Annotated in this window: 18 protein-coding genes; 11 read left to right on the forward strand and 7 right to left on the reverse strand. The window is 69.7% G+C overall.

Going from position 1 to position 20954, the window contains the following annotated elements:
• Window positions 1-216 precede the first annotated feature (216 nt).
• A complete protein-coding gene (locus F0P95_RS08820; protein WP_182333729.1) occupies window positions 217-2979 on the reverse strand; it encodes a TonB-dependent receptor in 2763 nt (920 codons plus the stop codon).
• 261 nt (window positions 2980-3240) lie between these two features.
• Window positions 3241-5307, reverse strand: coding sequence for a glycoside hydrolase family 97 protein (locus F0P95_RS08825; RefSeq protein ID WP_182333731.1), 2067 nt, complete (start codon window positions 5305-5307; stop codon window positions 3241-3243).
• Between the two features lie 196 nt (window positions 5308-5503).
• Between F0P95_RS08825 and F0P95_RS08830 the strand changes: the two genes are divergently transcribed.
• The 3 genes from F0P95_RS08830 (at window position 5504) to F0P95_RS08840 (ending at window position 9187) form a co-directional block, all read left to right on the forward strand.
• Window positions 5504-6985: an MFS transporter gene (locus F0P95_RS08830; RefSeq protein ID WP_182333733.1), complete on the forward strand. Its 1482-nt coding sequence runs from the start codon at window positions 5504-5506 to the stop codon at window positions 6983-6985.
• Window positions 6985-8715, forward strand: a complete 1731-nt coding sequence (locus F0P95_RS08835; protein WP_232528662.1) for an alpha-amylase family glycosyl hydrolase — start codon at window positions 6985-6987, stop codon at window positions 8713-8715. The genes F0P95_RS08830 and F0P95_RS08835 overlap by 1 nt, the downstream gene beginning before the upstream one ends.
• Window positions 8716-8806: 91 nt before the next feature.
• A complete protein-coding gene (locus F0P95_RS08840) occupies window positions 8807-9187 on the forward strand; it encodes an SseB family protein (protein WP_182333735.1) in 381 nt (126 codons plus the stop codon).
• Between the two features lie 51 nt (window positions 9188-9238).
• Here the strand turns inward: F0P95_RS08840 and F0P95_RS08845 are convergent, their stop codons facing one another.
• Together F0P95_RS08845 and F0P95_RS08850 are read right to left on the reverse strand one after the other, a co-directional pair.
• Window positions 9239-10273, reverse strand: coding sequence for a LacI family DNA-binding transcriptional regulator (locus F0P95_RS08845; protein ID WP_182336890.1), 1035 nt, complete (start codon window positions 10271-10273; stop codon window positions 9239-9241).
• A 70-nt stretch (window positions 10274-10343) separates the two neighbouring features.
• Window positions 10344-10688 carry a GIY-YIG nuclease family protein gene (locus tag F0P95_RS08850; RefSeq protein WP_182333737.1) on the reverse strand — a complete coding sequence of 115 codons (345 nt, stop codon included), beginning with the start codon at window positions 10686-10688 and terminating at the stop codon, window positions 10344-10346.
• A gap of 86 nt (window positions 10689-10774) precedes the next feature.
• Between F0P95_RS08850 and F0P95_RS08855 the strand changes: the two genes are divergently transcribed.
• Window positions 10775-11368 carry a DUF2239 family protein gene (locus F0P95_RS08855; protein ID WP_182333739.1) on the forward strand — a complete coding sequence of 198 codons (594 nt, stop codon included), beginning with the start codon at window positions 10775-10777 and terminating at the stop codon, window positions 11366-11368.
• Window positions 11369-11503: 135 nt separating this feature from the next.
• Window positions 11504-12043 (forward strand): single-stranded DNA-binding protein, encoded by a 540-nt coding sequence (locus tag F0P95_RS08860; RefSeq protein ID WP_054664025.1) that lies wholly within the window; start codon window positions 11504-11506, stop codon window positions 12041-12043.
• A gap of 137 nt (window positions 12044-12180) precedes the next feature.
• On the opposite strand, the gene arsH is transcribed toward F0P95_RS08860, so the two are convergent.
• Entirely contained in the window at window positions 12181-12915 is a 735-nt protein-coding gene (arsH, locus tag F0P95_RS08865) for an arsenical resistance protein ArsH (RefSeq protein WP_182333741.1), read from the reverse strand.
• Window positions 12916-12932: 17 nt separating this feature from the next.
• Between arsH and F0P95_RS08870 the strand changes: the two genes are divergently transcribed.
• From F0P95_RS08870 to F0P95_RS08885, 4 genes are all read left to right on the forward strand, one after another.
• Window positions 12933-13265 carry an ArsR/SmtB family transcription factor gene (locus F0P95_RS08870; protein WP_182333743.1) on the forward strand — a complete coding sequence of 111 codons (333 nt, stop codon included), beginning with the start codon at window positions 12933-12935 and terminating at the stop codon, window positions 13263-13265.
• 54 nt (window positions 13266-13319) lie between these two features.
• Complete coding sequence (locus F0P95_RS08875; protein WP_182333745.1) at window positions 13320-13832, forward strand: arsenate reductase ArsC; 513 nt, start codon at window positions 13320-13322, stop codon at window positions 13830-13832.
• A 13-nt stretch (window positions 13833-13845) separates the two neighbouring features.
• The gene (gene arsB / locus F0P95_RS08880; protein WP_182336892.1) at window positions 13846-14877 is read left to right on the forward strand and encodes an ACR3 family arsenite efflux transporter; all 1032 of its coding nucleotides are present in this window, start codon (window positions 13846-13848) and stop codon (window positions 14875-14877) included.
• Between the two features lie 188 nt (window positions 14878-15065).
• Entirely contained in the window at window positions 15066-16232 is a 1167-nt protein-coding gene (locus tag F0P95_RS08885) for a DmpA family aminopeptidase (protein WP_182333747.1), read from the forward strand.
• A gap of 51 nt (window positions 16233-16283) precedes the next feature.
• On the opposite strand, the gene F0P95_RS08890 is transcribed toward F0P95_RS08885, so the two are convergent.
• A complete protein-coding gene (locus tag F0P95_RS08890) occupies window positions 16284-17393 on the reverse strand; it encodes a helix-turn-helix transcriptional regulator (protein WP_182333749.1) in 1110 nt (369 codons plus the stop codon).
• A gap of 277 nt (window positions 17394-17670) precedes the next feature.
• Between F0P95_RS08890 and F0P95_RS08895 the strand changes: the two genes are divergently transcribed.
• Together F0P95_RS08895 and dgcA are read left to right on the forward strand one after the other, a co-directional pair.
• Window positions 17671-18693 carry an N-acetyltransferase DgcN family protein gene (locus F0P95_RS08895; protein WP_182333751.1) on the forward strand — a complete coding sequence of 341 codons (1023 nt, stop codon included), beginning with the start codon at window positions 17671-17673 and terminating at the stop codon, window positions 18691-18693.
• 10 nt (window positions 18694-18703) lie between these two features.
• Window positions 18704-19684, forward strand: coding sequence for an N-acetyl-D-Glu racemase DgcA (gene dgcA / locus F0P95_RS08900; protein ID WP_182333753.1), 981 nt, complete (start codon window positions 18704-18706; stop codon window positions 19682-19684).
• A 66-nt stretch (window positions 19685-19750) separates the two neighbouring features.
• On the opposite strand, the gene F0P95_RS08905 is transcribed toward dgcA, so the two are convergent.
• Window positions 19751-20887: a serine hydrolase domain-containing protein gene (locus F0P95_RS08905; protein WP_182333755.1), complete on the reverse strand. Its 1137-nt coding sequence runs from the start codon at window positions 20885-20887 to the stop codon at window positions 19751-19753.
• Window positions 20888-20954: the final 67 nt, after the last annotated feature.

Below are 20954 nucleotides of genomic sequence, written 5' to 3' on the forward strand. Positions count from 1 at the left end.
TGGTGCGCCGGCACCCGTTCGTGTCCCGCATCCGCCGTCATCCGGGGCGCGCGTGACGATGGCTGCCGCCTGCCATCCCGGCATGGCAGGCGTGGTTGCTGCCGCGTCCCGGGCAACGCCGCCATGCAGACCGGCAAGCCGAGCCATACTGCGCGACGCGCAAAAAAAAACCCGCTGCCAGGGCAGCGGGTCCGGAATGCGGGAACCGGAGAGGGATCAGAACTTGTAGTTCACGCCGATCTGGTAGCTGCGGCCCCACTCAACGGTCTCCAGCGGGCGGTCCTTGCTGCCGGCATAGGTTTCATACCTGGAATTGGTCAGGTTGCTGGCCTGCAGGTACAGGCTCAACCCGCTGAACATCGTGTCACTGCCGAAGCTGTAGCCCAGCTGCGCATCGAGCACGTTCTCGCCCTTGACGTAGCGCAGGGTGCGGTTGCCGTTGAAGTTTCCGATCTCGCCGATGAAGTCCGAGCGCTTGCGCTGGTTCAGGCGTACTTCGAAGCCGTCGTTTTCGTAGTAGGCGGTGAAGTTGTACACGCGCCTGGACAGGCCCGGCAGCATGATCGGGGCGCTGCCGACGCTGGAGATGGTGCCCGGATCCGGCGGGATGGTGATGCTGCTGTCGTTGAAGCTGGCGCTGGCGACCACGCCGAAGCCGCGCAGGGCGTCGGCGAACAGGTCCAGTGGCAGCGAGGCAGTCAGCTCCGCGCCGCGCAGGCTGCCGCCGCTGCCGTTGAATGGCGCGGTGTAGTAGCCGGTCTTGTCCACCACGATGCCCGGCGGCAGGGTGACGCCGTTGGCCTGCAGCCATGCATCCACCTGCTGGGTGAAGTCGTAGCCGTCGCGCTTTTCGGTGTAGATGTAGGTCTTCAGGTCCTTGTAGAACACCGCGGCGGCCACATAGGCCTTGTTGCCGAAGTACTTCTCCCAGGACAGGTCGACCGCGTCGGCCAGCCACGGGTCCAGCCGCGGGTTGCCGCCGCTGGCACCGGGCTTGCCGGTGTTGGTGTCCACGCCGAATTCCATCGACGCGCGCATCTCGTCCACCCGCGGGCGCGCCACCTGGCGGGCCAGGGCGAAGCGCACGGTGTTCTCGGCCGGCAGTTCGAACGCCAGGTTCATGCTCGGCAGGAGCTTGAAGTACTTGCTGCCCTCGTTGATCGGGATCACCCGGCTGCCGACCGGCTGCGAGCCGTCCCAGTAGTTGGAGTGCGAGGACTGGTCCACGCGCTGGCCCTGCAGGCCGATGTTGCCGCGCACCGGGATCGAGCCGATCTCGGTGCTGATGTTGGCGCGCAGGAACAGGGTGGTGATCTCCTCGTCCACCGTCCACTGCTTGGGAATCAGGTAGCTTTCGGTGGTGGTGGGCCTGAACACCATGTACCTGGCGACCGCGGCCGGGACGTTCCAGGCCGGGATGCGGCCGGCGCCGGCGAAGCCCAGGTCGACCGGTGCGTACTGCAGGTCGGAGGCGATGGCGGTGATGCCCTGCGCGCCGAGGTTGATGTTGCCTTCGGCCTGGGTCTTGTCCTTGCTGCGGTCGGCGTAGTTGGCGCCCACGTCGATATCGCTGAACCAGCCCAGGGCTTCCGGCGCCGGGAAGTTGAGCGCCAGCTTGAAGCCCTTCAGCTCGTCGTCCACGTGCGGGGTCTTGCCGTAGCCCGACCCGTAGATGGTGTTGGTCAGGAACAGCTTGCCGGGGTCGGAGTAGTCCAGGCCCGGGGTGAACCGCGGGAAGTTGCCGCCGGCGAAGTCCAGGCGCACCGAATCCAGTTGCGGGGCGGGCAGCAGCTGCAGGTTGTTTTCCAGGTTGGTCTCGTCGCGCACGGCCTTGGACCAGCTGACGTCGGCCACCAGGCGCACCTCGCCGAAGGCGAACTCGTTGTTCCAGCCGAAGGCCTTGATGCTGTCCTCGCGGTGGTTGTACATGCCGCGCACCAGCGGATAGACGTTGTGCGCGACGCCGCTGGCGAAGCTGCCGTTGCGGGTCACCACGTCGGTCAGGTACAGCGGGTCGTAGCCACCGTTGTAACCGCCCAGGTGGATTTCCAGCTGGTTGGCGGTGTCGTATTCCTTGGCCTTGGTATAGAACGCGTCGAGCGTGCTGGTCCAGGCATTGTTCGGGCGGAACTGCACGGTGGCCATGACCCCGTCGCGCTTGGCGTTGCCGGTACGGCGCAGCGCCTTGATGCCGTCGGAGTAGAACGTGCCGGCGGCCACGCCGGGGCGCCAGTCGTTGCCGCCCAGCGCCTGCCATGGCTCGTACAGGCCGACCTGGTTCTCCTGCTTGGGCATGTCCGAGTGCGAGTAGCCGATGGCCAGGCCGAGGGTGTCGTCGGCGAACTTGTCCACGAAGCTGACGTTGAAGCGGTTGCCGTACGGGTCGACGCCGGCGGCTTCGCCCAGCGAGTTCTTCTGGTAACGGCCGCTGACGGCGATCACCCGGCCGCCATAGCTGAGCGGACGCACCGTCTGCATGTCCAGCGTGCCGGACAGGCCCTGGCCGACCAGGCCGGCGTCGGGGGTCTTGTACACGGTCACGCCGCTGATCAGCTCGGACGGGTACTGGTCGAATTCAACGCTGCGGTTGTCGCCGGTGCTGACCATCTCGCGGCCGTTGAGCAGGGTGGTGGCGAAGTCCGGCGACAACCCGCGCACGCTGATCACCTGGGCGCGACCGGCCACGCGCTGGGCGGCCAGGCCGGGCAGGCGCGCGATCGATTCGGCGATGCTCACGTCCGGCAGCTTGCCGATGTCCTCGGCCGAGACCGCCTCGACGATCGAGGTGGCGTCGCGCTTGACCGAGATCGCGCTCTCGATGCCGCGGCGGATGCCGGTGACGGTGACGGTGTCCAGGTCGACGGCATCGGCCTTCTTCTGGCCCTCGCCACCGGTGCTCTGCGCATATGCGCCACTGGCCTGCAGCGCCAGCGCCGATGCGAGCGCCGCGCTCAACAGGTTGCGCTTGGTGTTCAACATTCTCCCCTCTCCCAGGTGATGTCGTTGGATTGTTCTGTGCGTGCGCCCGGATTGGATCCAGGGCTCTGGTCGCCGATGCGATGCGGTCTGGTTGCGACTGTCATGCATGGTAATCAGCAGGCAACGGCGTGGAATCGGCCTGCATACGTATTCAATGCGCCGGCAAGCGGCACGCCCGCCGGGTTTCCGCATGACAACGATGGCAACGGCGCCTCGCGGGCGCCGTCCATGGCAATCGCCGGCTCGCCGCCACCCGGCGGATCATTCCAGCGGCACGAAACGGATCGCCGCGCCACCCCCGCGCGCGAGCTTCAGGGTGATGCGGTCGCCGCTGTCGACCTGGCGGATTTCGCGCACGAAGGCGAACGGGCGTTGCTGCCAGTCCGCACCGTCGCCATCGCGGTAGATCTCGGCGCGATAGCGTCGGCCCGGCTCCAGGAAGGCCAATGGCGTGTCCAGTTCGCGCGGCTGGTCGTCGCCGACGCTGCCCAGAAACCACTCGCCGCCGCCGCGCGCCTTGCGTGCGATGGTCGCGAACTGCCCGACCTCGCCATCCAGCACGCGGCTCTGCTCCCAATCCACCGCGACATCCCGGATGAAGCGGAAGGCCTCGGGATGCTGCGCGTAGTGCTCGGGCAGGTCGGCCACCATCTGGATCGGGCTGTACAGCACCACGTAAAGCGCCAGCTGTTTGGCTAGGGTGCTGCGCAGCGGCAGCCCGTTGCGGCCCTTCAGGCTGACGATGCCGGGGGTGAAGTCCATCGGCCCGGCCAGCATGCGCGTGAACACCAGCGTGGCTTCGTGTTCCGGCGGGTTCGGCGGCGCGCCCCACGCGTTGTATTCCATGCCGCGCGCGCCCTCGCGCGAGACCCAGTTGGGGTAGGTGCGACGCAGGCCGGTGTCCTTGATCGGTTCGTGCGCGTTGACCGCGATGTGTCGCTGCGCCGCCTGCTGGACCACGCGCAGGTGGTGGTTGCTCATCCACTGGCCCTCGTGCCATTCGCGCACCACCGGGCCGCCGGCGTCGTCCTGGCGCTGGATGTCGCCGGCGTCGCAGACATAGCCGGTCTTGACCACGTCCACGCCGTTGCGCGCGTACAGGTCGAGCGCGGCGGGCAGCTGCCGCTCGTAGTGGCTGACCGCGCAGGCGGTCTCGTGGTGGCCGACCAGGTGCACGCCCTTGCCGGCGGCATACCGCGCCAGTGCCGGCAGGTCGAAGTCGGCGGTGGCGCGGGTGAAGTCGAAGCCCCAGCCGTTGGCGAACCAGTTGCCGTCCCAGCCCGGGTTCCAGCCTTCCACCAGCACGCCGCGGAAGCCGTTGGCCGCGGCGAAGTCGATGTAGCGCCGGGTGTTGGTGGTGGTGGCGCCGTGCCGGGGGCCGGTCGCCCAGGTCTCGGTTTCCAGGTGCAGCGACCACCACACGCCGACGTACTTGGCCGGCCTGAACCAGCTCACGTCGCCGATGGAGTTGGGCTCGTTGAGGTTGAGGACCAGGCTGGATTCGGCCAGGTCGCCGGCGCGCTCGCCGATCTGGATCGTGCGCCACGGCGTGGCGAACGGCAGCGTGCGCACCACCGCGGCGTCGCCGCTGCCGGGCGTGAGCGCGGCACGCAGCACGTCGCCGTCACCGCGTGCCAGGTTCATGCCGGCGTAGTCCACCAGCGCGGCCTCGTGCAGGGAGATGTGCAGGCCGCTGTCGTCGCGCAGGGTGAGCGGGGTCTGCGCGGTGCCGATCTCGCGCAACGGAGTGTGACGGTACAGGTACTCCTCACGGTTCCACTCGAACGCCGGGATCCACCAGGCGGTGGCCGGGCGGGCGAGCGCGAATTCGGTCAGCTCGGCGCGGATCCGCGCCTCGCTCATCCCGGCCTGTTCCGGGAACTCGTAGCGCAGGCCGACGCCGTCGTCGTAGACCCGCAACACCACGTCGAAGCGACGCCCGGGATGGGCGGCGTCCACGGGTTTTTCGGCGAAACGGGCGCGCAGCTCGTTGTAGTGGTTGCGGGTCAGGCGGCGCTCGCCCCAGGGCTGCTCCCAGGTTTCGTCGAAGCTGCGGCGCGATTGCCCGACCAGTTCGAGGTTGCGTTCCAGGCGCCCGTCGCCGAGCAGGAAGCCTAGCCGCGAGGGCGCGATCACTGCCTGGCCGCGGCGCTCCACGCGGTAGGCGATGCGACCTTCGTGCTGCGCTTCGAGGGTGACCGCGAGCACCTCGCCGGGCGAGGCGACGCGCGCCAGATCGGCCGCCTGCGCGGCGGGCATGCCGGCCAGCAGCAGGGCCAGGGCGGGCACGATGCGCGACAGGCGGGAGGATGGGCGTGGCAGGGCCATGGCGGGTATCGACTCCGGAGTGCGGGAACGGCAGGCAGGTGCCGCCACTATTCCAGTTGGTGCACAGCGTCATCGCCGGTACCTGCATTGAATACGTATGCACCGGCGGTGCGCATCCCACGGGCGGCCTCTACCATGGCCCGGGCGCCGTGGCGGCGTACATCGCATCCGTGATTCCCGGAGGGGGAAGCGCTTGATGAAAAGCAAACCGCAGCTGTCGTTCTGGCAGATATGGAACATGTGTTTCGGGTTCCTGGGCATCCAGTTCGGCTTTGCGCTGCAGAACGCCAATGCCAGCCGCATCTTCGAAACGCTGGGCGCGTCGATGGACGCGGTGCCGGGGTTGTGGATCGCCGCGCCGCTGACCGGGCTGCTGGTGCAGCCGGTGGTCGGTTACCTGTCCGACCGCACCTGGACACGCTGGGGGCGGCGCCGGCCGTTCTTCATGCTCGGCGCGGTACTGACCACGCTGGCGCTGCTGGTGATGCCCAACTCGCCGACGCTGTGGATCGCCGCCGGCACGCTGTGGGTGCTGGATGCCTCGATCAACGTGTCGATGGAGCCGTTCCGCGCCTTCGTCGGCGACCAGCTGGCGCCGCGCCAGCGCCCGGCCGGGTACGCGATGCAGAGCTTCTTCATCGGCGTCGGCGCCATCGTCGCCAGCCTGCTGCCGTTTCTGCTGGCGCGCTGGGGCGTGGCCAACACTGCCGCGCCGGGCGAGGTGCCGGACACGGTGCGCTACGCGTTCTATTTCGGCGCGGTGGTGCTGCTGGCGGCGATCGCCTGGACGGTGTTCAGTACCCGCGAGTACACGCCGGCGGAGCTGGCGGCGTTCGACGATGCCGAGCCGGCCGGCGCACACCGCAGCGCCGCGGCCGGTGGCGCGCCGTCGTGGGCGCAGGCCGCGGCCTGGCTGCTGCTCGGCACCGCGCTGGCGATGCTGATCGCCTGGCGCCAGGGCGACAGAATGCTGTACGTGCTGGCCGGGCTGTGCGCCGCCTACGGCGTGTTGCTGGCGCTGGCGCGGCTGCTGCCGGGCACGCACATGCTGGCGGCCATCGTCGGCGACCTGCGTGCGATGCCGGCCACCATGCGGCGCCTGGCGTGGGTGCAGTTCTTCTCGTGGTTCGCGCTGTTCGCGATGTGGATCTACACCACCGCGGCAGTGGCCGGCACCCATTTCGGCTCCACCGATCCGCAATCGGCCGCCTACAACGAAGGCGCCAACTGGGTCGGCGTGCTGTTCGGTGCCTACAACGGCTTCGCCGCGCTGGCGGCGCTGGCCATTCCGCCCATGGTGCGCGTCCTCGGCCTGCGCGGGAGCCACCTGCTCAACCTGTGGCTGGGCGGCGCCGGGCTGGTCTCGCTGATGTTCATCAGCGACCCGAAGTGGCTGCTGCTGTCGATGGTCGGGGTCGGCTTCGCCTGGGCCTCGATCCTGTCGCTGCCGTACGCGCTGCTGTCCGACAGCGTGCCGGCGGCGAAGATGGGCGTGTACATGGGCATCTTCAATTTCTTCATCGTGATCCCGCAGCTGGTGGCCGCCAGCGCGCTCGGTTTCGCCCTGCGCGCGTGGCTGGGGGGTGTGCCGATGCACGTGCTGGTGCTGGGCGGCTGCAGCCTGTTCGTGGCCGGCCTGTGCGTGCTGCGGGTTCCGTCGCGTCCGGAGGTGGTGTGATGCATGCGTGTCTGTCGATGGCCCGGCTTGCCGCGGCCCTTTCCCTCGTGCTGCTGGCCGGTGCCGCGGCAGCCGCCTCGCGCCCGGACTATGTCGGCACCACCGAGCCGTTCGCCAGCGACGCGGTGTACTTCGTGGTCACCGACCGCTTCGTCAATGGCGACCCGGCCAACGACCACCGCGACCAGGGTGGCGCGCACCCGACCTTCGACATCCCGGTGCATTGCGCGGACGGCATCGACGGCAACATCGGCTACCTGGGCGGCGATTTCCGTGGCGTGCTCGACAATGCGCAGTACATCCGCAACCTCGGCTTCGGCGCGGTGTGGATCACGCCGATCGTCGACAACCCCGACCAGGCGTTCACCGGCAGCCGCCCGGTCACCTGCAGCAGCAGCCTGACCGACCGCGGAAAGACCGGCTACCACGGTTACTGGGGCATCGATTTCTACCGGCTGGACGAACACCTGCCCAGCGCGGACCTGGATTTTTCCGGGCTCACCCGCGGCCTGCACGATGCCGGCCTGAAGGTGGTGCTGGACATCGTCGGCAACCACGGCTCGCCGGCATGGACGATGCCGGTGCGGCAGCCGCAGTTCGGCCAGTTGTTCGACGCGCAGGGCCGGCTGGTGGCCGACCACCAGAACCTGCCGCCGCAGCAGCTGGACCCGCGGCACAACCCGCTGCATGCCTTCTACAACACCATCGGCCCGGTCGATGGCGAAAAGGGGTCGATCTTCGACGGCAACCTGGCCGAGCTGTCCGATTTCAACCAGGACAACCCGGCGGTGATGGACTACCTGGTCGGTGCCTACCTGCAGTGGACGGCACAGGGCGTGGACGCGCTGCGCATCGACACCATCGGCTGGCTGCCGCATCCGTGGTGGCATGCCTTCGTCCAGCGCATCCGCACCGCGCACCCGGGCATGTTCATGTTCGGCGAGGCCTTCGACTACGACGCCGCGCGCATCGCCGAGCACACCTGGCCGGCCAATGCCAACGTCAGCGTGCTCGATTTCCCGCTGCGCGGTGCGGTGTCGGCGGTGTTCGGCAGGGAAGGGAAGGGCTACGAGGCGCTGGCCGGACCGCTGCATCTGGAAGGCGGCCCGTATGCCAACCCATACGCGCTGATGACGTTCTACGACAACCATGACATGGCGCGGCTGGACGCCAGCGACACCGGCTTCATCGATGCGCACAACTGGCTGTTCACCGCACGCGGCATCCCGGTGCTCTACTACGGTTCGGAAACCGGCTTCATGCGCGGCCGCGCCGAACACGCCGGCAACCGCGCCTACTTCGGCCAGGAACGCATCGCCACGGCGCCACGCAGCCCGATATTCGCCCCGCTGCAGCGCATCGCACGCCTGCGCGAGGCCATGCCGGCACTGCAGCGCGGCCTGCAGGTCAACGAACGCCTGCAGGGCGACCAGGCCGTGTTCTACCGCGTGCTGCAGCATGGCCGGACCGCGCAGACCGCACTGGTGCTGCTCAACAAGGGCGACACCGCGCAGGCCTTCGAAGTGCGCCGCTACCTGCAGGCCGGCACCTGGCGCGATGCGCTCGATGGCGGCACCCAGGTGGTGCGCGATGTGCTGAAGGCGACGCTGCCGGCACATGGGGTCAAGGTGTTCGTGCTCGACGCCGGGGTGCGGCAGCCGGCGCTGCAGGCACGGCTGGACGCGGCGATGGCCGACCAGGCCGCGCGCGACGCACGCCTGGCCCGCTGACACGCGGTGCCGGCGCCGGTATTGGCGCCGGCAGGGGCCGGCAGGGGGCGCTGCGACGGTACAATCCCGGCCCCGCCCGATGCCTGCCGCCATGGACACGCCTGCCCCGCAGAACCCGCTCGAAACGCTGCTCAAGGCGGCCATGGAGGGCACGCTGCCGATCAAGGCCTTCATGCAGGGCTTCGTCGCCTCGGAAGTGGTGCTGCTCACCGGCAGCCGGGTCACCCCCGACGGCAGCGGCTTCGATCCGCTGCTGTTCGACAAGCAGGGCGTGCTGCACGTGGCGGTGTTCACCGACATGGCGCGGGTCGGCATCCATACCCAGCAGGCGCCGCACACGCTGCGCTGGCTGATGCTGGACGTGCTGCGCCGGGTGCCGGGCGGCTACGGCGTGGTGGTGAACCCGGGCACGTCGCTGGGCTTCGAGATAGCGCCTTCGGGCGTGGGCGAGCTGCTCAGGGACTTCGGCTGAGATCCGGGCCGGCTGCCTAGGCAATGCCCGGGTGGCCCGGCCACGATCAGGTCACCGACGCGCCTGCGACGACTCGCGCAGGGCCAGCTTCACCGCGATGCTCTGGCTGTCCACCGGCTCGCCCGCGATCAGCGCCAGCAGCTTCTCCACCAGCAGGTGCCCGGCCAGTTTCGTGTCCTGCTGCACCGTGGTCAGCGCCGGCGACACCGACGCCGCCAGCGGGATGTCGTCGAAGCCGGTGACCGCCACGTCCCGCGGAATGTGCAGGCCGTGCTCGCGCAGCGCGCGCAATGCGCCGATGGCGATCAGGTCGCTGGCCGCGCACACCGCATCGAAACGCTGCCCACCGGCCAGCAGGGCGGCGCAGGCGGCGTGGCCGGATTCTTCGGTGGTGATGGCGTCGTGCTGCAGCGCCGGCTCCGGCTCCAGGCCGCGCGCGCGCAGCGCCTGCGCGTGGCCGCGGTAGCGTTCCTGGAATTCCGGGTAATGGCTGGAGGCATGGCCGAGGAAGGCGATCCGGCGCCGGCCCTGGTCGAGCAGGTGCGCGGTGATGTCGAAACCGCCCTGGAAGTTGTCGCTGCCCACCGACACCCCGGGCTGGCCGGGCAGGGCCGCGCCCCAGCGCACGAAATGCGTGCCCTGTTCGACCAGCCGCTGCAGCCGCTCGACCGATTGGTGGTAGTCGCCGTAGCCGAGCAGGATGATGCCGTCGGCCTTGTTGCTGTCCTCGAAATCGGCGTGCCAGTCGCTGGACAGCTGCTGGAACGACACCAGCAGGTCCTGCCCCCTCAACGCGCAGGCGCGGGTGATCGAGCCCAGCATCGAGTGGAAGAACGGGTTGATTAGCGAGTCGTCCGGGGTCGGGTCCTCGAAGAACAGCAGCGCCAGCGTGCCGGACTGCTGGCAGCGCAGGCTGGAAGCGTTTTTGTCGACCTTGTAGTTGAGCTGGCGGGCGATCTCCAGGATGCGCCGGCGGGTGTCGGCGTTGACCATCGGGCTGCCACGCAGGGCGCGCGACACCGTCGGTTGCGAAACGCCGGCCATGTGCGCGATATCCAGTGACGTGGCTTTGCCCTTGATGACCATCATGACCGGCAAGGTGAAGGTGCCGGCCATCATGCCATGTGCCACCGGCGGCCGCGCCCGCCGCGCCGGATCAGCGCAGCGCCGTGGCGCCGGTCCGCCGGCAGACCTCGGCCAGCGCGTCCTGCAGCAGGCGCGTGCGCTCGAAGTCGTGCAGGTCCGGGTCGTGTTGCAGCACGTGCGCCTCGTGCCACTCGAACGCGCCGGCGCCGTGCTGGTTCCAGGCCTGCTGCAGTTGCCGGTGCGGGTGGTTGCCCATGCGCAGGGTGAACCACAGCCGGTTGCCGATGGTGGACAGATCCGGGGCCGGCCCGGCCCAGCGCTCGCCGCTGGTGGTGCAGCGCACGTGGTAGATGCCGCTGCGGATCGCGCGGCGTTTGTAGTCGGCGATCTGCTGCCGGCGCTGGAGCTTGTCCATGGGATGCGGGTCCTGAAGGAGTGGATGATATTGCCCGGGTAAAAATACGATGGCAATATTACCCGGGTCAAATATGGAGCCGATGCATGAACGATCCCCTGAAGGCCCCCCATGCCCTGTTCGAAGGCCGTCGGCTGCTGGTCCGCGGTGAGCTGCGCGACGTGGTGCGTGAGGCTGTCGCGCGCGCGGGCACCGGCGCGGACGGGCGCCCGCTGCTGCTGCTGGACGACCGCAGCGGGCAGAGCGTGGACCTGGACCTGCGCGGCGACGTCGCGCAGGTGCTGGAACGGCTGCGGGCGCGCTTCCCGCCGGCCGATGCCGCCGGAGTGCCCGCCACGCGGGAGCGCGGGCGCCCGCGGCTGGGCGTGGTGGCGCGCGAAGTCACTCTGTTGCCGCGCCACTGGGAATGGCTGGCTGCGCAGCCCGGCGGGGCCTCTGCGGCCCTGCGCCGGCTGGTGGAGCAGGCGCGCCGGGCGGACGACGGGGCCGGCGACCTGCGCCAGCGCCGCGAGGCGCAGTACCAGGCGATGCGGGTGCTGGCCGGGGACCTGCCGGGCTTCGAGGAGGCCAGCCGCGCGCTGTTCGCGGGTGACACCGCCGCCCTTGCCATGCACTTCCGGCAATGGCCCGGCGATGTAGGCAACTACCTCGCCAGCCTGTCGGCAAACGACGCCGGCTGAGGCGGCAGGGTGGGCGGGAACGGGATGGGTTGTTACCATCCCATGTCCCGTTCCCTCCCGGCGCCTGCACCGGGACCCACGGATGCCGGCTGCAGCCGGCACATATCCCGGCACACAACGCAAAGAGCGAATCCCATGGCCCGCGGCATCAACAAAGTCATCCTGGTCGGCAACCTCGGCAACGACCCGGACGTGAAGTACACCCAGAGCGGCATGGCCGTGACCCGCATCAGCCTGGCCACCACCAGCGTGCGCAAGGACCGCGACGGCAACAACCAGGAACGCACCGAATGGCACCGCGTGGTGTTCTTCGGCAAGCTCGGCGAGATCGCCGGCGAGTACCTGCGCAAGGGTTCGCAGGTCTACGTCGAGGGCGAGATCCGCTACGACAAGTTCACCGGCCAGGACGGCGTGGAGAAGTACACCACCGACATCGTCGCCAACGAGATGCAGATGCTCGGCGGCCGTGGCGAGGGTGGCGGCGGTGGGGGTGGCGGTTACGGCGGCGGCGAACGCCCGCAGCGCCAGTCGGCCCCGCGCCCGCAGGGCGGTGGCTATGGCAACCAGGACCAGGGCGGCGGCGGTTACGGCCAGCGCCCGCAGCGCCAGGCGCCCGCCCAGCAGCCGGCCCCGCCGCCGATGGACGACTTCGCCGACGACGATATTCCGTTCTGACCCAGGCGCTAGATCGCCTGCTCGTTCTCGAGAAAAGCCCTCGTTGCCGGGGGCTTTTCCTTTTTTCATACGCCCTGCGCCGCGCGCTGCGGCGCGATATGCAGGTGGTACGGTCGGCGCGCCGCCGAAGCGCGGCGTTATTCCGTCACCGCGGCCGCCCGCGAGATGCGTCGCGCTTCCTCCGCGCCCTTGCGCTCGCTGTAGCGGTCCACCAGATGCTCGCCGTGGCCGCGCACCAGCAGGGTGAACTTCACCAGCTCTTCCATGACGTCCACCACGCGGTCGTAGTAGGGCGAGGGCTTCATGCGGCCGTCGTCGTCGAACTCCTGCCAGGCCTTGGCCACCGATGACTGGTTGGGGATGGTGAGCATGCGCATCCAGCGCCCCAGCACGCGCAGCGTGTTGACCACGTTGAACGACTGCGAGCCGCCGCTGACCTGCATCACCGCCAGGGTCTTGCCCTGGGTCGGCCGCACGCTGCCGTCTTCCAGTGGCAGCCAGTCGATCTGGTTCTTGAACACGCCGGTGATCGTGCCATGGCGTTCGGGCGACACCCAGACGTGGCCCTCGGACCACTGCGACCACTCGCGCAGTTGCCGCACCCTGGGGTGCTGCTTGTCCACGCTGTCGAGCATGGGCAGGTCGTGCGGATCGAACACCCGGGTCTCGGCGCCGAGATACCGCAGGATGCGTTCGGCTTCCAGGGCCAGCTTGCGGCTGTACGACTGCGGCCGCAGCGAGCCGTACAGGATGAGGATGCGCGGGCGCCGTGCCTCGCCGTGGCCGTCGGCCAGCGGTGGCGCGGGCGGCGGCAGCAGGCGCGTGTCCAGGTGCGCGGGAAGGTCGAAGGGGGATTGTCCGGATTCATTCATTCCATTATTCTAGAAAAATGGAAACAAAAGATGCAATCGCCGCGCTCACCGCCCTGGGCCACGCCACCCGGCTGGCGGCCTTCCGCCTGCTGGTCGAAGCCGGTCCTGCAGGCCGCATGGCCGGGGATATCGGCCAGGCGCTGGAGGTCCCCGGCGCGACGCTGTCCTTCCACCTGAAGGAACTGGTGCATGCCGGCCTGGTGGAGAGCGAGAGCCAGGGCCGCTACGTCTGTTATCGCGCCAACTTCCAGGCAATGAATGGCCTGATCCAGTACCTCACCCACAACTGCTGCGCGGGTTCGGGCAATGCCGAATGCGCACCGGTGACCGATCCTGCCTGCGGCTGCTGACCGGGCGGCCGTTCTCCTGCAACGCACCGCCTTCCTCCACATGACGTCCTCGCCATGACCCATAACGTCCTCTTCCTGTGCACCGGCAACAGCGCCCGCAGCGTTCTGGCCGAAGCCACGCTGCGCGCCTGGGCCGGCAACCGATTCAAGGTGTTCAGCGCCGGCAGCCAGCCCACCGGCACCGTGAATCCGTTCGCCTTGACCCAACTGCAGGCCGAGGGCATTTCCACCGCCGGGCTGCGGAGCAAATCCTGGGACGAGTTCACCACGCCGGGGGCGCCGCGCATGGACCTGGTGGTGACGGTGTGCGATTCGGCAGCAGCCGAAACCTGCCCGGTGGTGTTCGGGGATTTCCTGCGCACCCATTGGGGGCTGCCTGACCCGGCGGCGGCCGCGGGCAGCGACGACGACAAGCGTGCGGCGTTCAGGCAGGCCCATCGTGTCATCCAGGCCCGGCTGATGGCCTTCCTGGCGCTTCCTTCGTCGGTCTGGGAGGACCGTGCGCAGCTCAGGATCGCGCTGGACAAGATTGGCTTTGTCGAGGCCGAGGACGAAGCCGGTGAGTGACGCTGCACCCCGCATGGGGTTCTTCGAGCGCTACCTGACCCTGTGGGTGGCATTGTGCATCGTGGCCGGCACGCTGCTGGGCCATCGCTGGCCATCGGCGTTCGCTCACCTGGGCAGCATCGAGTGGGCGCAGGTGAACCTGCCCGTGGCCGCGCTCATCTGGGTGATGATCGTGCCCATGCTGATGAAGATCGACTTCGGCGCGCTGCGCCAGGTCGACCGGCACTGGCGCGGCATCGGCACCACGTTGTTCATCAACTGGGCGGTGAAGCCGTTCTCGATGGCCCTGCTGGGGTGGTTCTTCCTGCGCCACGTCTTCGGCCCCTGGCTGCCGGCCGACCAGGTGGACTCCTACATCGCCGGGCTGATCCTGCTGGCGGCCGCGCCGTGCACCGCGATGGTGTTCGTGTGGAGCAACCTGTGCCGCGGCGACGCGGCGTTCACCCTCAGCCAGGTGGCCTTGAACGACGCCATCATGGTGGTGGCGTTCGCGCCGCTGGTCGCGCTGCTGCTCGGCATTTCCTCGATCACGGTGCCGTGGGCGACGCTGGCCATCTCCGTGGGGCTGTACATCGTGGTGCCGGTGATCATCGCCACCGGCCTGCGCGCCTGGGTGATGCGCAACGGCGGGCAACGGCGGCTCGACGGCTGGCTGGCCCGGCTCGGCCCGCTGTCGCTGGCAGCGCTGCTGCTGATGCTGGTGCTGCTGTTCGGGTTCCAGGGCCGGCAGATCCTGGCCCAGCCGCTGGTGATCGCGATGCTGGCCGTGCCCATCCTCATCCAGGTCTATTTCAACTCGGGGCTGGCCTATCTGCTCAACCGCCGCCTGGGCGTGGCCCACTGCGTGGCCGGCCCCTCGGCGCTGATCGGCGCCAGCAACTTCTTCGAGCTGGCGGTGGCCACCGCGGTAAGCGTGTTCGGCGTCCATTCGGGGGCGGCACTGGCCACGGTGGTCGGCGTGCTGATCGAAGTGCCGGTGATGCTGTCCGTGGTCCACATCGTCAATCGCTCGCGCGGCTGGTACGAGCATCGCCGCACGCACTGACGCGCGGCGGCAGGCGCGGCGCCCTGCCAGGGAAGAATCAGGATTTTTCCCGATGCGCCGGCGTCGTTCCGGCGCCAGCATCGCACCGGTGCGGCCGGCGAACCCGGCCCTGCCTGCCATGCGTGACCGCAGGCGGGAGGCTTCCTGTACCGTGCCGCCATGTCCCCGTGTCCTGCTGGAGCCGTCGAATGATCAAGCGCTGGTCCCCCCTGCTGTTCGCCCTGGTCGCCGCCGGCGCCGCATCGGCCACGCCCGCCGCCGAACAGCGGCCACGTGCGCGCGAGGCCGGCGTGGTCATCGGTACGCTGGCGACCGGGCCGCACAATGCGATCACCGACGTGGCCGGGGTCGGCGTCGGCCACGCCACCCTGCGCGAGGGCACGCGCCTGCATACCGGGGTCACCGCGATCCTGCCGCATCCCGGCAACCTGTACCGGCAGCGGGTGCCGGCGGCGATCGTGGTCGGCAACGGCTACGGCAAGCTGGCCGGCATCACCCAGGTGCAGGAACTGGGCGAGCTGGAAACGCCGATCCTGCTGACCGGCACGCTGAGCACCTGGAAGGTCGCCGACGCGACGGCGGACTGGCTGTTGCGGCAGCCGGGCATGGAGCAGGTGCGCTCGATCAACCCGGTGGTGGGCGAGACCAACGATGGTTACCTCAGCGACATCCGTGCGCGGCCGCTGACCCCGGCGCTGGTGGAGCGCGCGCTGACCACGCCGTCGCATGCCGCGGTCGAGGAAGGCGATGTCGGCGCCGGCGCCGGTACGGTCGCCTTCGGCTGGAAGGGCGGCATCGGTACCAGTTCGCGGCAGCTGCCTGCCGGCGATGGCGGCTACACGGTCGGCGTGCTGGTGCAGAGCAATTTCGGCGGCGAGCTGACCATCGCCGGCGTGCCGGTGTGGAAGGTGTTGCCGGACCCGGCCGCGTATGCGCGCAGCCTGGCGGTGCCGCCGCCGAGCACCGGCGACGGCAGCATCATGCTGGTGGTGGCCACCGATGCGCCGCTGGATGCGGCGCAGCTGCAGCGCCTGGCGAAACGGGCGCTGGTCGGGTTGGCGCGCACCGGTTCGGTGATGTCCAACGGCTCGGGCGACTACGTCATCGCCTTCTCCACCGCGAAGGAGAACCTGCGCGATCCGGACCGGGCGCTGCAGCCGGCGCGCAGCCTGGCCGGCGAAGCCATGTCGCCGCTGTTCCAGGCCGCTGCCGAAGCGACCGAGGAAGCCATCGTCAACTCGCTGTTCCGCGCCCACACCGTGCACGGACACCGCGGCACCGCGGCGGCGCTGCCGCTGGCACCGGTGCTGGAGGCGGTGCGACGCGCGCAGCTGGCGGCGCCGGCGCCACGCTGACCCGCCGCTGCGGCCGCCTGCGCGCCGGAGTGGGCGCGCGGCCGCGATGATTCAGTTGAGCAGCCGCGCCAGCTGCGTGCGGTTGCTGACGTTCAACTTGCGGAAGATCGAGCTGATCTGCGATTCGATGGTCTTGCGCGAGCGGCACAGGCGTTCGGCGATGGCGTCGTTGCGCAGCCCCGAGGCGACCAGCCCGGCCACCTTGCGCTCGCTTGGCGACAGGCACTTGAGCAGGGGCAGGGCGCGCGCGGCGGCGGCCTCGGCGACGTCGTCGGTGTCCCCGTCCGGGGCCAGGACAAGCAGGTGCTGGGCGTGGCGGAATGAATTGCCGGGCGCCGAGCTGATCTCCACGCGCAGGGTCTGCGCCGGGCGCTGCGGATGCGCCAGGATGAAGCTGGCGCGTTGGCCGGGCGCCGCGGCGGTGCCTGCGGCCCCCTCCATCCAGCGGCGCAGCGGCGCCTCGATCGCGCGCGGCAGGCAGCCGTCGCGTTCCGTATCGGCGCTCCAGCGCCGGCAGATGCGCTTGGCTTCGCGCGACATGTACGACGGTGCCAGGTTGCCGTCCACCAGCAGTGCGGCCAGCGGCAGTTCGTACAGCAGGTCTTCCACGGCCTTGTGCCGCAACCGGTCGGATTCGAGCATGCGCACGCGCTGCAGGCTGGCATCCAGCAACGGATACAGCTCGGCCAGGAACGCCAGTTCGGCGTCGGACAGCTCGGTGTGGGCGGTGAGGATGCGGATGCTCAGTACCGCTTCCAGCCGGGTGCCGTCCCAGAATGCCAGGTGGATGAACTCGCGCCAGGCCGGCGCCGGGTTCTGCGCCTTGAGCCGTTCGGGCGCAAGCGCGTCCTGCGATGCGATCTGCGAGAACGTGTACCAGCGGATCCGCGGATTGGCATCCAGGTAGGGCGCGGCCACTTCCAGGCTGGTGACCAGGCGGGCCCCGTCGTCGCCGGCCGTGGCCAGGTGGTGCCGGCCCTGCAGCGGCTGGTAGCCGTCGATATCGAACAGCAGGCTGCACGAATGGCACGGCAGTGTCGCGTTGATCAGCGCCGCGCAGGCCTGCCACAGCGACGCCATGTCCAGCGCCTTCACCAGCGCCGCGCGCGCGGACGCCAGGCCATCGGCGCGCGCGCAGGGTGGGGCATCGAGCATCAGCATGGCGTCTCCGGGAAGGTGCGGACGGCGTGGCGGCGGCCTCGCCCGCAGGCAGGCGGCGAATGGCATCGTGGCTATGTAGCAGCGGCCCGTGGTGCTGGCAAGCGGCGCGCATCGCGCGCTGGCGACGGCGGTGCCCGGCCGGGAATATGCGGGTTTTTCCCGATTCGGCGCGACACCCGGTATGGTCGAATGGCGACGATCAGTTCCGGCCCGGGAAAAAGGTGGCAAGCATGCGACATACGAACGAGCGGCAGCAGGTACCCGTGGAGGCCCGGCCATGAGCGCGACGCCGGCCAGGGTGGTCCTGCACATGCCTTACCTGTTGTTCCTGGGCGAGGAAACCAATCCGCTCAAGGCCAAGACCGCCTTCGGCCTGCGCGACTGGAGCGCGCAGGACTGCATCGGCCAGACGCGACTGCCTGGCGGCACCATCGACCTTGGCCTGGCGGAACTGGACCCGGCTGCCGCGGCCGCCACCGGCGCGCGCTCGCTGGTGATCGGCGTCACCCCGGTCGGCGGGCGCATTCCCGCGCACTGGAGCCCGCTGTTGATCGCCGCGGTGGAGGCGGGCCTGGACATCGTCAGCGGCCTGCACACGCCGCTGGAATCGGTGCCCGGCCTGGCGCAGGCGGCACTGCGTTCGGGCGTGCGCCTGGTGGACGTGCGCCGGCCCCCGGACAACCTGCCGCGCGCCACCGGCAAGCGGCGCAGCGGCAAGCGCGTGGCCATGGTCGGTACCGACTGCGCGCTGGGCAAGAAGTACACCGCGCTGGCGCTGGCCCGGGCGATGCGTGGGCAGGGCGTGGATGCCGATTTCCGTGCGACCGGGCAGACCGGCATCATGATCGCCGGCGCCGGCATCGCGGTGGATGCGGTGATCGCCGATTTCATCGCCGGCGCGGCCGAGTGCATTTCGCCCGACGCCGCGCCCGACCACTGGGACCTGATCGAAGGCCAGGGCTCGCTGTTCCATCCGGCCTATGCCGGCGTGACCCTGGGCCTGCTGCATGGTTCGCAGGCCGACGGCCTGGTGCTGTGCCACGACCCGCTGCGCACGCACCTGGTCAGCTGGCCGGATTACCCGGTGCCGGGGCTGGCGGTGGCACGCGACCTGTACCTGCAGGCCGCGCGCCTGACCAATCCCGGCGCGCGCCTGGTCGGGGTGAGCCTGAATACCTCGGCGATGGACGACGCTGCCGCGCAGGAGGCTCTGGAGCGTGCCGAGCGCGAGCTGGGCGTGCCGGCTTTCGACCCGATGCGCAGCCCCCTGGACCGGGCGCTGGCCTCGATCATGGGCTGAGGCCGTGGCCATGCGCACGCTGCATGCCAGGCCGCATGCCTGGAAACTGAGGGAGCCGTTCGCCATCGCCCGCGGCGTGCGCAGCGAGGCGCGCGTGGTCATCGTCGAACTGCACGAGGACGGCCGGGTCGGCCGTGGCGAGGCCGGTGGCGTCGGCTACCACGGCGAAACCCCGGAAAGCATGCTCGCGCAGATCGAGCAGGTGCGCCCGGCGCTGGAACGGGGCTGCGACCGCCACGAACTGCTGCGGTTGCTGCCTGCCGGCGGTGCCCGGCATGCGCTGGATGCGGCGCTGTGGGACCTGGAGGCAAAGCAAAGCGGGGTGCCGGCATGGACCCGCGCCGGCATTGCCGACTGGCGGCCGGTCGACAGCGCAGTGACCATCGGCATCCGCGACATCGCCGCCTACGAGGCTACCGCGCGCGCGCATGCCGGTTACCCCTGGCTCAAGATCAAGGTGGGCAAGGGCTCGCCGCTGGAGGCGGTGGCCGCGGTGCGTCGCGGCGCGCCGCGGGCGCGGCTGATCGTCGACGCCAACCAGTCGTGGAGCGTGGAGGAGCTGCGGGCCTACGTGCCGGCCCTGCAGCCGTTCGCGGTGGACCTGCTGGAGCAGCCGGTGGCGGTGGCGCATGGCGACGGGCTGCGCGGCTATGACGGTGCGATCCCGGTCTGCGCCGACGAGGCGCTGTCCACGCGCGAGGACCTTGCCGGCCTGGTCGGGTGCTATCAGTTCGTCAACATCAAGCTGGACAAGACCGGTGGCCTGACCGCCGCGCTGGAACTGGCCGCGGCGGCGCGCGCGGCGGGCTTCCGGCTGATGGTGGGATGCATGCTGGGCGGATCGGTATCGGTCGCGCCGGGCATGGTGCTCGCACAGCTGTGCGAAGTCTGCGACCTGGATGGTCCCTGGCTGCAGGCCGAGGACTGGCCGGGCGGCATTGTCTACCAGCATGGGCGCATGTCGATGCCTGCGCCTGCCGTGTGGGGTTGAACGACGCCTGATCGCCACGCACGGGCCGGTCGCGGCGTACGCCTGCAACCGGCCCGGTGCCTGCGGTCAATCCTGCGCGCTGGACCAGTCGACGGCCGGGTAGCTGCCCGGGCCCATGAACGCGCGCAGTACCTGCTTGTAGGTCGCGGGCCCGTTCTCGCTGTTGGTGAACAGCACCAGGCTTTCGCCGCTGGCCGGGTCGAGCATGAAGAAGGCCTTGAAGCCGGGGTTGTCGCCCCAGTGCCAGGCCAGGCGCCGGCCATCGGCGTCCTGCAGTCCCACGCCCAGGCCCCAGGCGATGAACGCATCGGCCGGGCCCGGCGACGCCGGATCGTCGGCATCGCTGGCCGGTGTGAACAGCAACGCATGCGTGGCCGGCTTCAGTCCTTCGCCGCGGTACAGCGCTTTGTGGATGAAGTTGTCGTAGTCATGCGCATTGCTGACCAGGGTCCATGCGGTGTTCTCCCAGCCGAACACCCGCTCCGCTGCGGGCGTGCCGTCCTTGCCGTGGCCGGTGGCGTTGCGCGCGCGCATCGCCGGGTCGGTGAGGTAACTGCTGCTGGGCATGTCGAACCGCGAGAACACCTCGCGCGAGGCCAGCGCATTCCAGCTGCTGCCGGTGATGTGCTCGAGCGTGCGCTGCAGCAGGTAGAAGCCTTCGCCGGAGTAGGCGTAGTGCTCGCCGGGCGCGAACCGGCTCTCCAACGGCGTGCCATCGATGGCCGGGTTCGACGGTGATATCTGCCAGTTGGGCAGGCCGCTGGTGTGGGCCAGCACCATGCGCGTGGTGATCCGCCGTGCCAGCGGGTTGTCCCTGGTCCTGGGCGATTGCCAGTAGTCCCACAGCGGCGTATCGAGATCGAGCTTTCCGGCGTCGACCAGGCGCAGCGCGATGTAGGCGGCCACGACCTTGGACAGCGAAGCGGCCTGGAACACGGTGTCGTCGCCGACCGTGGCCGCCGCGCGGGCGTTGAGCACGCCATGGCAGTACGCCTCGGAGATTCCATCGCGGGTGTGGATCAGCTGCGCGCCGGGAATGCCATGCGCGCGCATCGCCGCGTCGAACGCCTCGCGCCTGGCCTGAGCCTGCGTGCTGGCCGATACCGCAGCCGCATCGCAACCGTGCCGGTCGCCGGCGCCGGGCGCGGCGCGCAGCGGCGGCGCGGTTCCGGTGGAAAACAGTGCGAGTGCGAGAACGGCCATGCGTGGTGCCTGGATCTTCATCTTTTCCCCGGTCTGTTCGAGAAGGTGGTGGTGTGCATCGTGCGCG

The organism is Stenotrophomonas acidaminiphila, assembly GCF_014109845.1.
Taxonomy (GTDB): Bacteria; Pseudomonadota; Gammaproteobacteria; order Xanthomonadales; family Xanthomonadaceae; genus Stenotrophomonas; species Stenotrophomonas acidaminiphila.

Coding starts and splice junctions, on each gene's coding strand:
- F0P95_RS08820 (WP_182333729.1), bottom strand. CDS start 2,979: ATGTTGAACACCAAGCGCAACCTGTTGAGCGCGGCGCTCGCATCGGCG.
- F0P95_RS08825 (WP_182333731.1), bottom strand. CDS start 5,307: ATGGCCCTGCCACGCCCATCCTCCCGCCTGTCGCGCATCGTGCCCGCC.
- F0P95_RS08830 (WP_182333733.1), top strand. CDS start 5,504: ATGAAAAGCAAACCGCAGCTGTCGTTCTGGCAGATATGGAACATGTGT.
- F0P95_RS08835 (WP_232528662.1), top strand. CDS start 6,985: ATGCATGCGTGTCTGTCGATGGCCCGGCTTGCCGCGGCCCTTTCCCTC.
- F0P95_RS08840 (WP_182333735.1), top strand. CDS start 8,807: ATGGACACGCCTGCCCCGCAGAACCCGCTCGAAACGCTGCTCAAGGCG.
- F0P95_RS08845 (WP_182336890.1), bottom strand. CDS start 10,273: ATGGTCATCAAGGGCAAAGCCACGTCACTGGATATCGCGCACATGGCC.
- F0P95_RS08850 (WP_182333737.1), bottom strand. CDS start 10,688: ATGGACAAGCTCCAGCGCCGGCAGCAGATCGCCGACTACAAACGCCGC.
- F0P95_RS08855 (WP_182333739.1), top strand. CDS start 10,775: ATGAACGATCCCCTGAAGGCCCCCCATGCCCTGTTCGAAGGCCGTCGG.
- F0P95_RS08860 (WP_054664025.1), top strand. CDS start 11,504: ATGGCCCGCGGCATCAACAAAGTCATCCTGGTCGGCAACCTCGGCAAC.
- arsH (WP_182333741.1), bottom strand. CDS start 12,915: ATGAATGAATCCGGACAATCCCCCTTCGACCTTCCCGCGCACCTGGAC.
- F0P95_RS08870 (WP_182333743.1), top strand. CDS start 12,933: ATGGAAACAAAAGATGCAATCGCCGCGCTCACCGCCCTGGGCCACGCC.
- F0P95_RS08875 (WP_182333745.1), top strand. CDS start 13,320: ATGACCCATAACGTCCTCTTCCTGTGCACCGGCAACAGCGCCCGCAGC.
- arsB (WP_182336892.1), top strand. CDS start 13,846: ATGGGGTTCTTCGAGCGCTACCTGACCCTGTGGGTGGCATTGTGCATC.
- F0P95_RS08885 (WP_182333747.1), top strand. CDS start 15,066: ATGATCAAGCGCTGGTCCCCCCTGCTGTTCGCCCTGGTCGCCGCCGGC.
- F0P95_RS08890 (WP_182333749.1), bottom strand. CDS start 17,393: ATGCTGATGCTCGATGCCCCACCCTGCGCGCGCGCCGATGGCCTGGCG.
- F0P95_RS08895 (WP_182333751.1), top strand. CDS start 17,671: ATGAGCGCGACGCCGGCCAGGGTGGTCCTGCACATGCCTTACCTGTTG.
- dgcA (WP_182333753.1), top strand. CDS start 18,704: ATGCGCACGCTGCATGCCAGGCCGCATGCCTGGAAACTGAGGGAGCCG.
- F0P95_RS08905 (WP_182333755.1), bottom strand. CDS start 20,887: ATGGCCGTTCTCGCACTCGCACTGTTTTCCACCGGAACCGCGCCGCCG.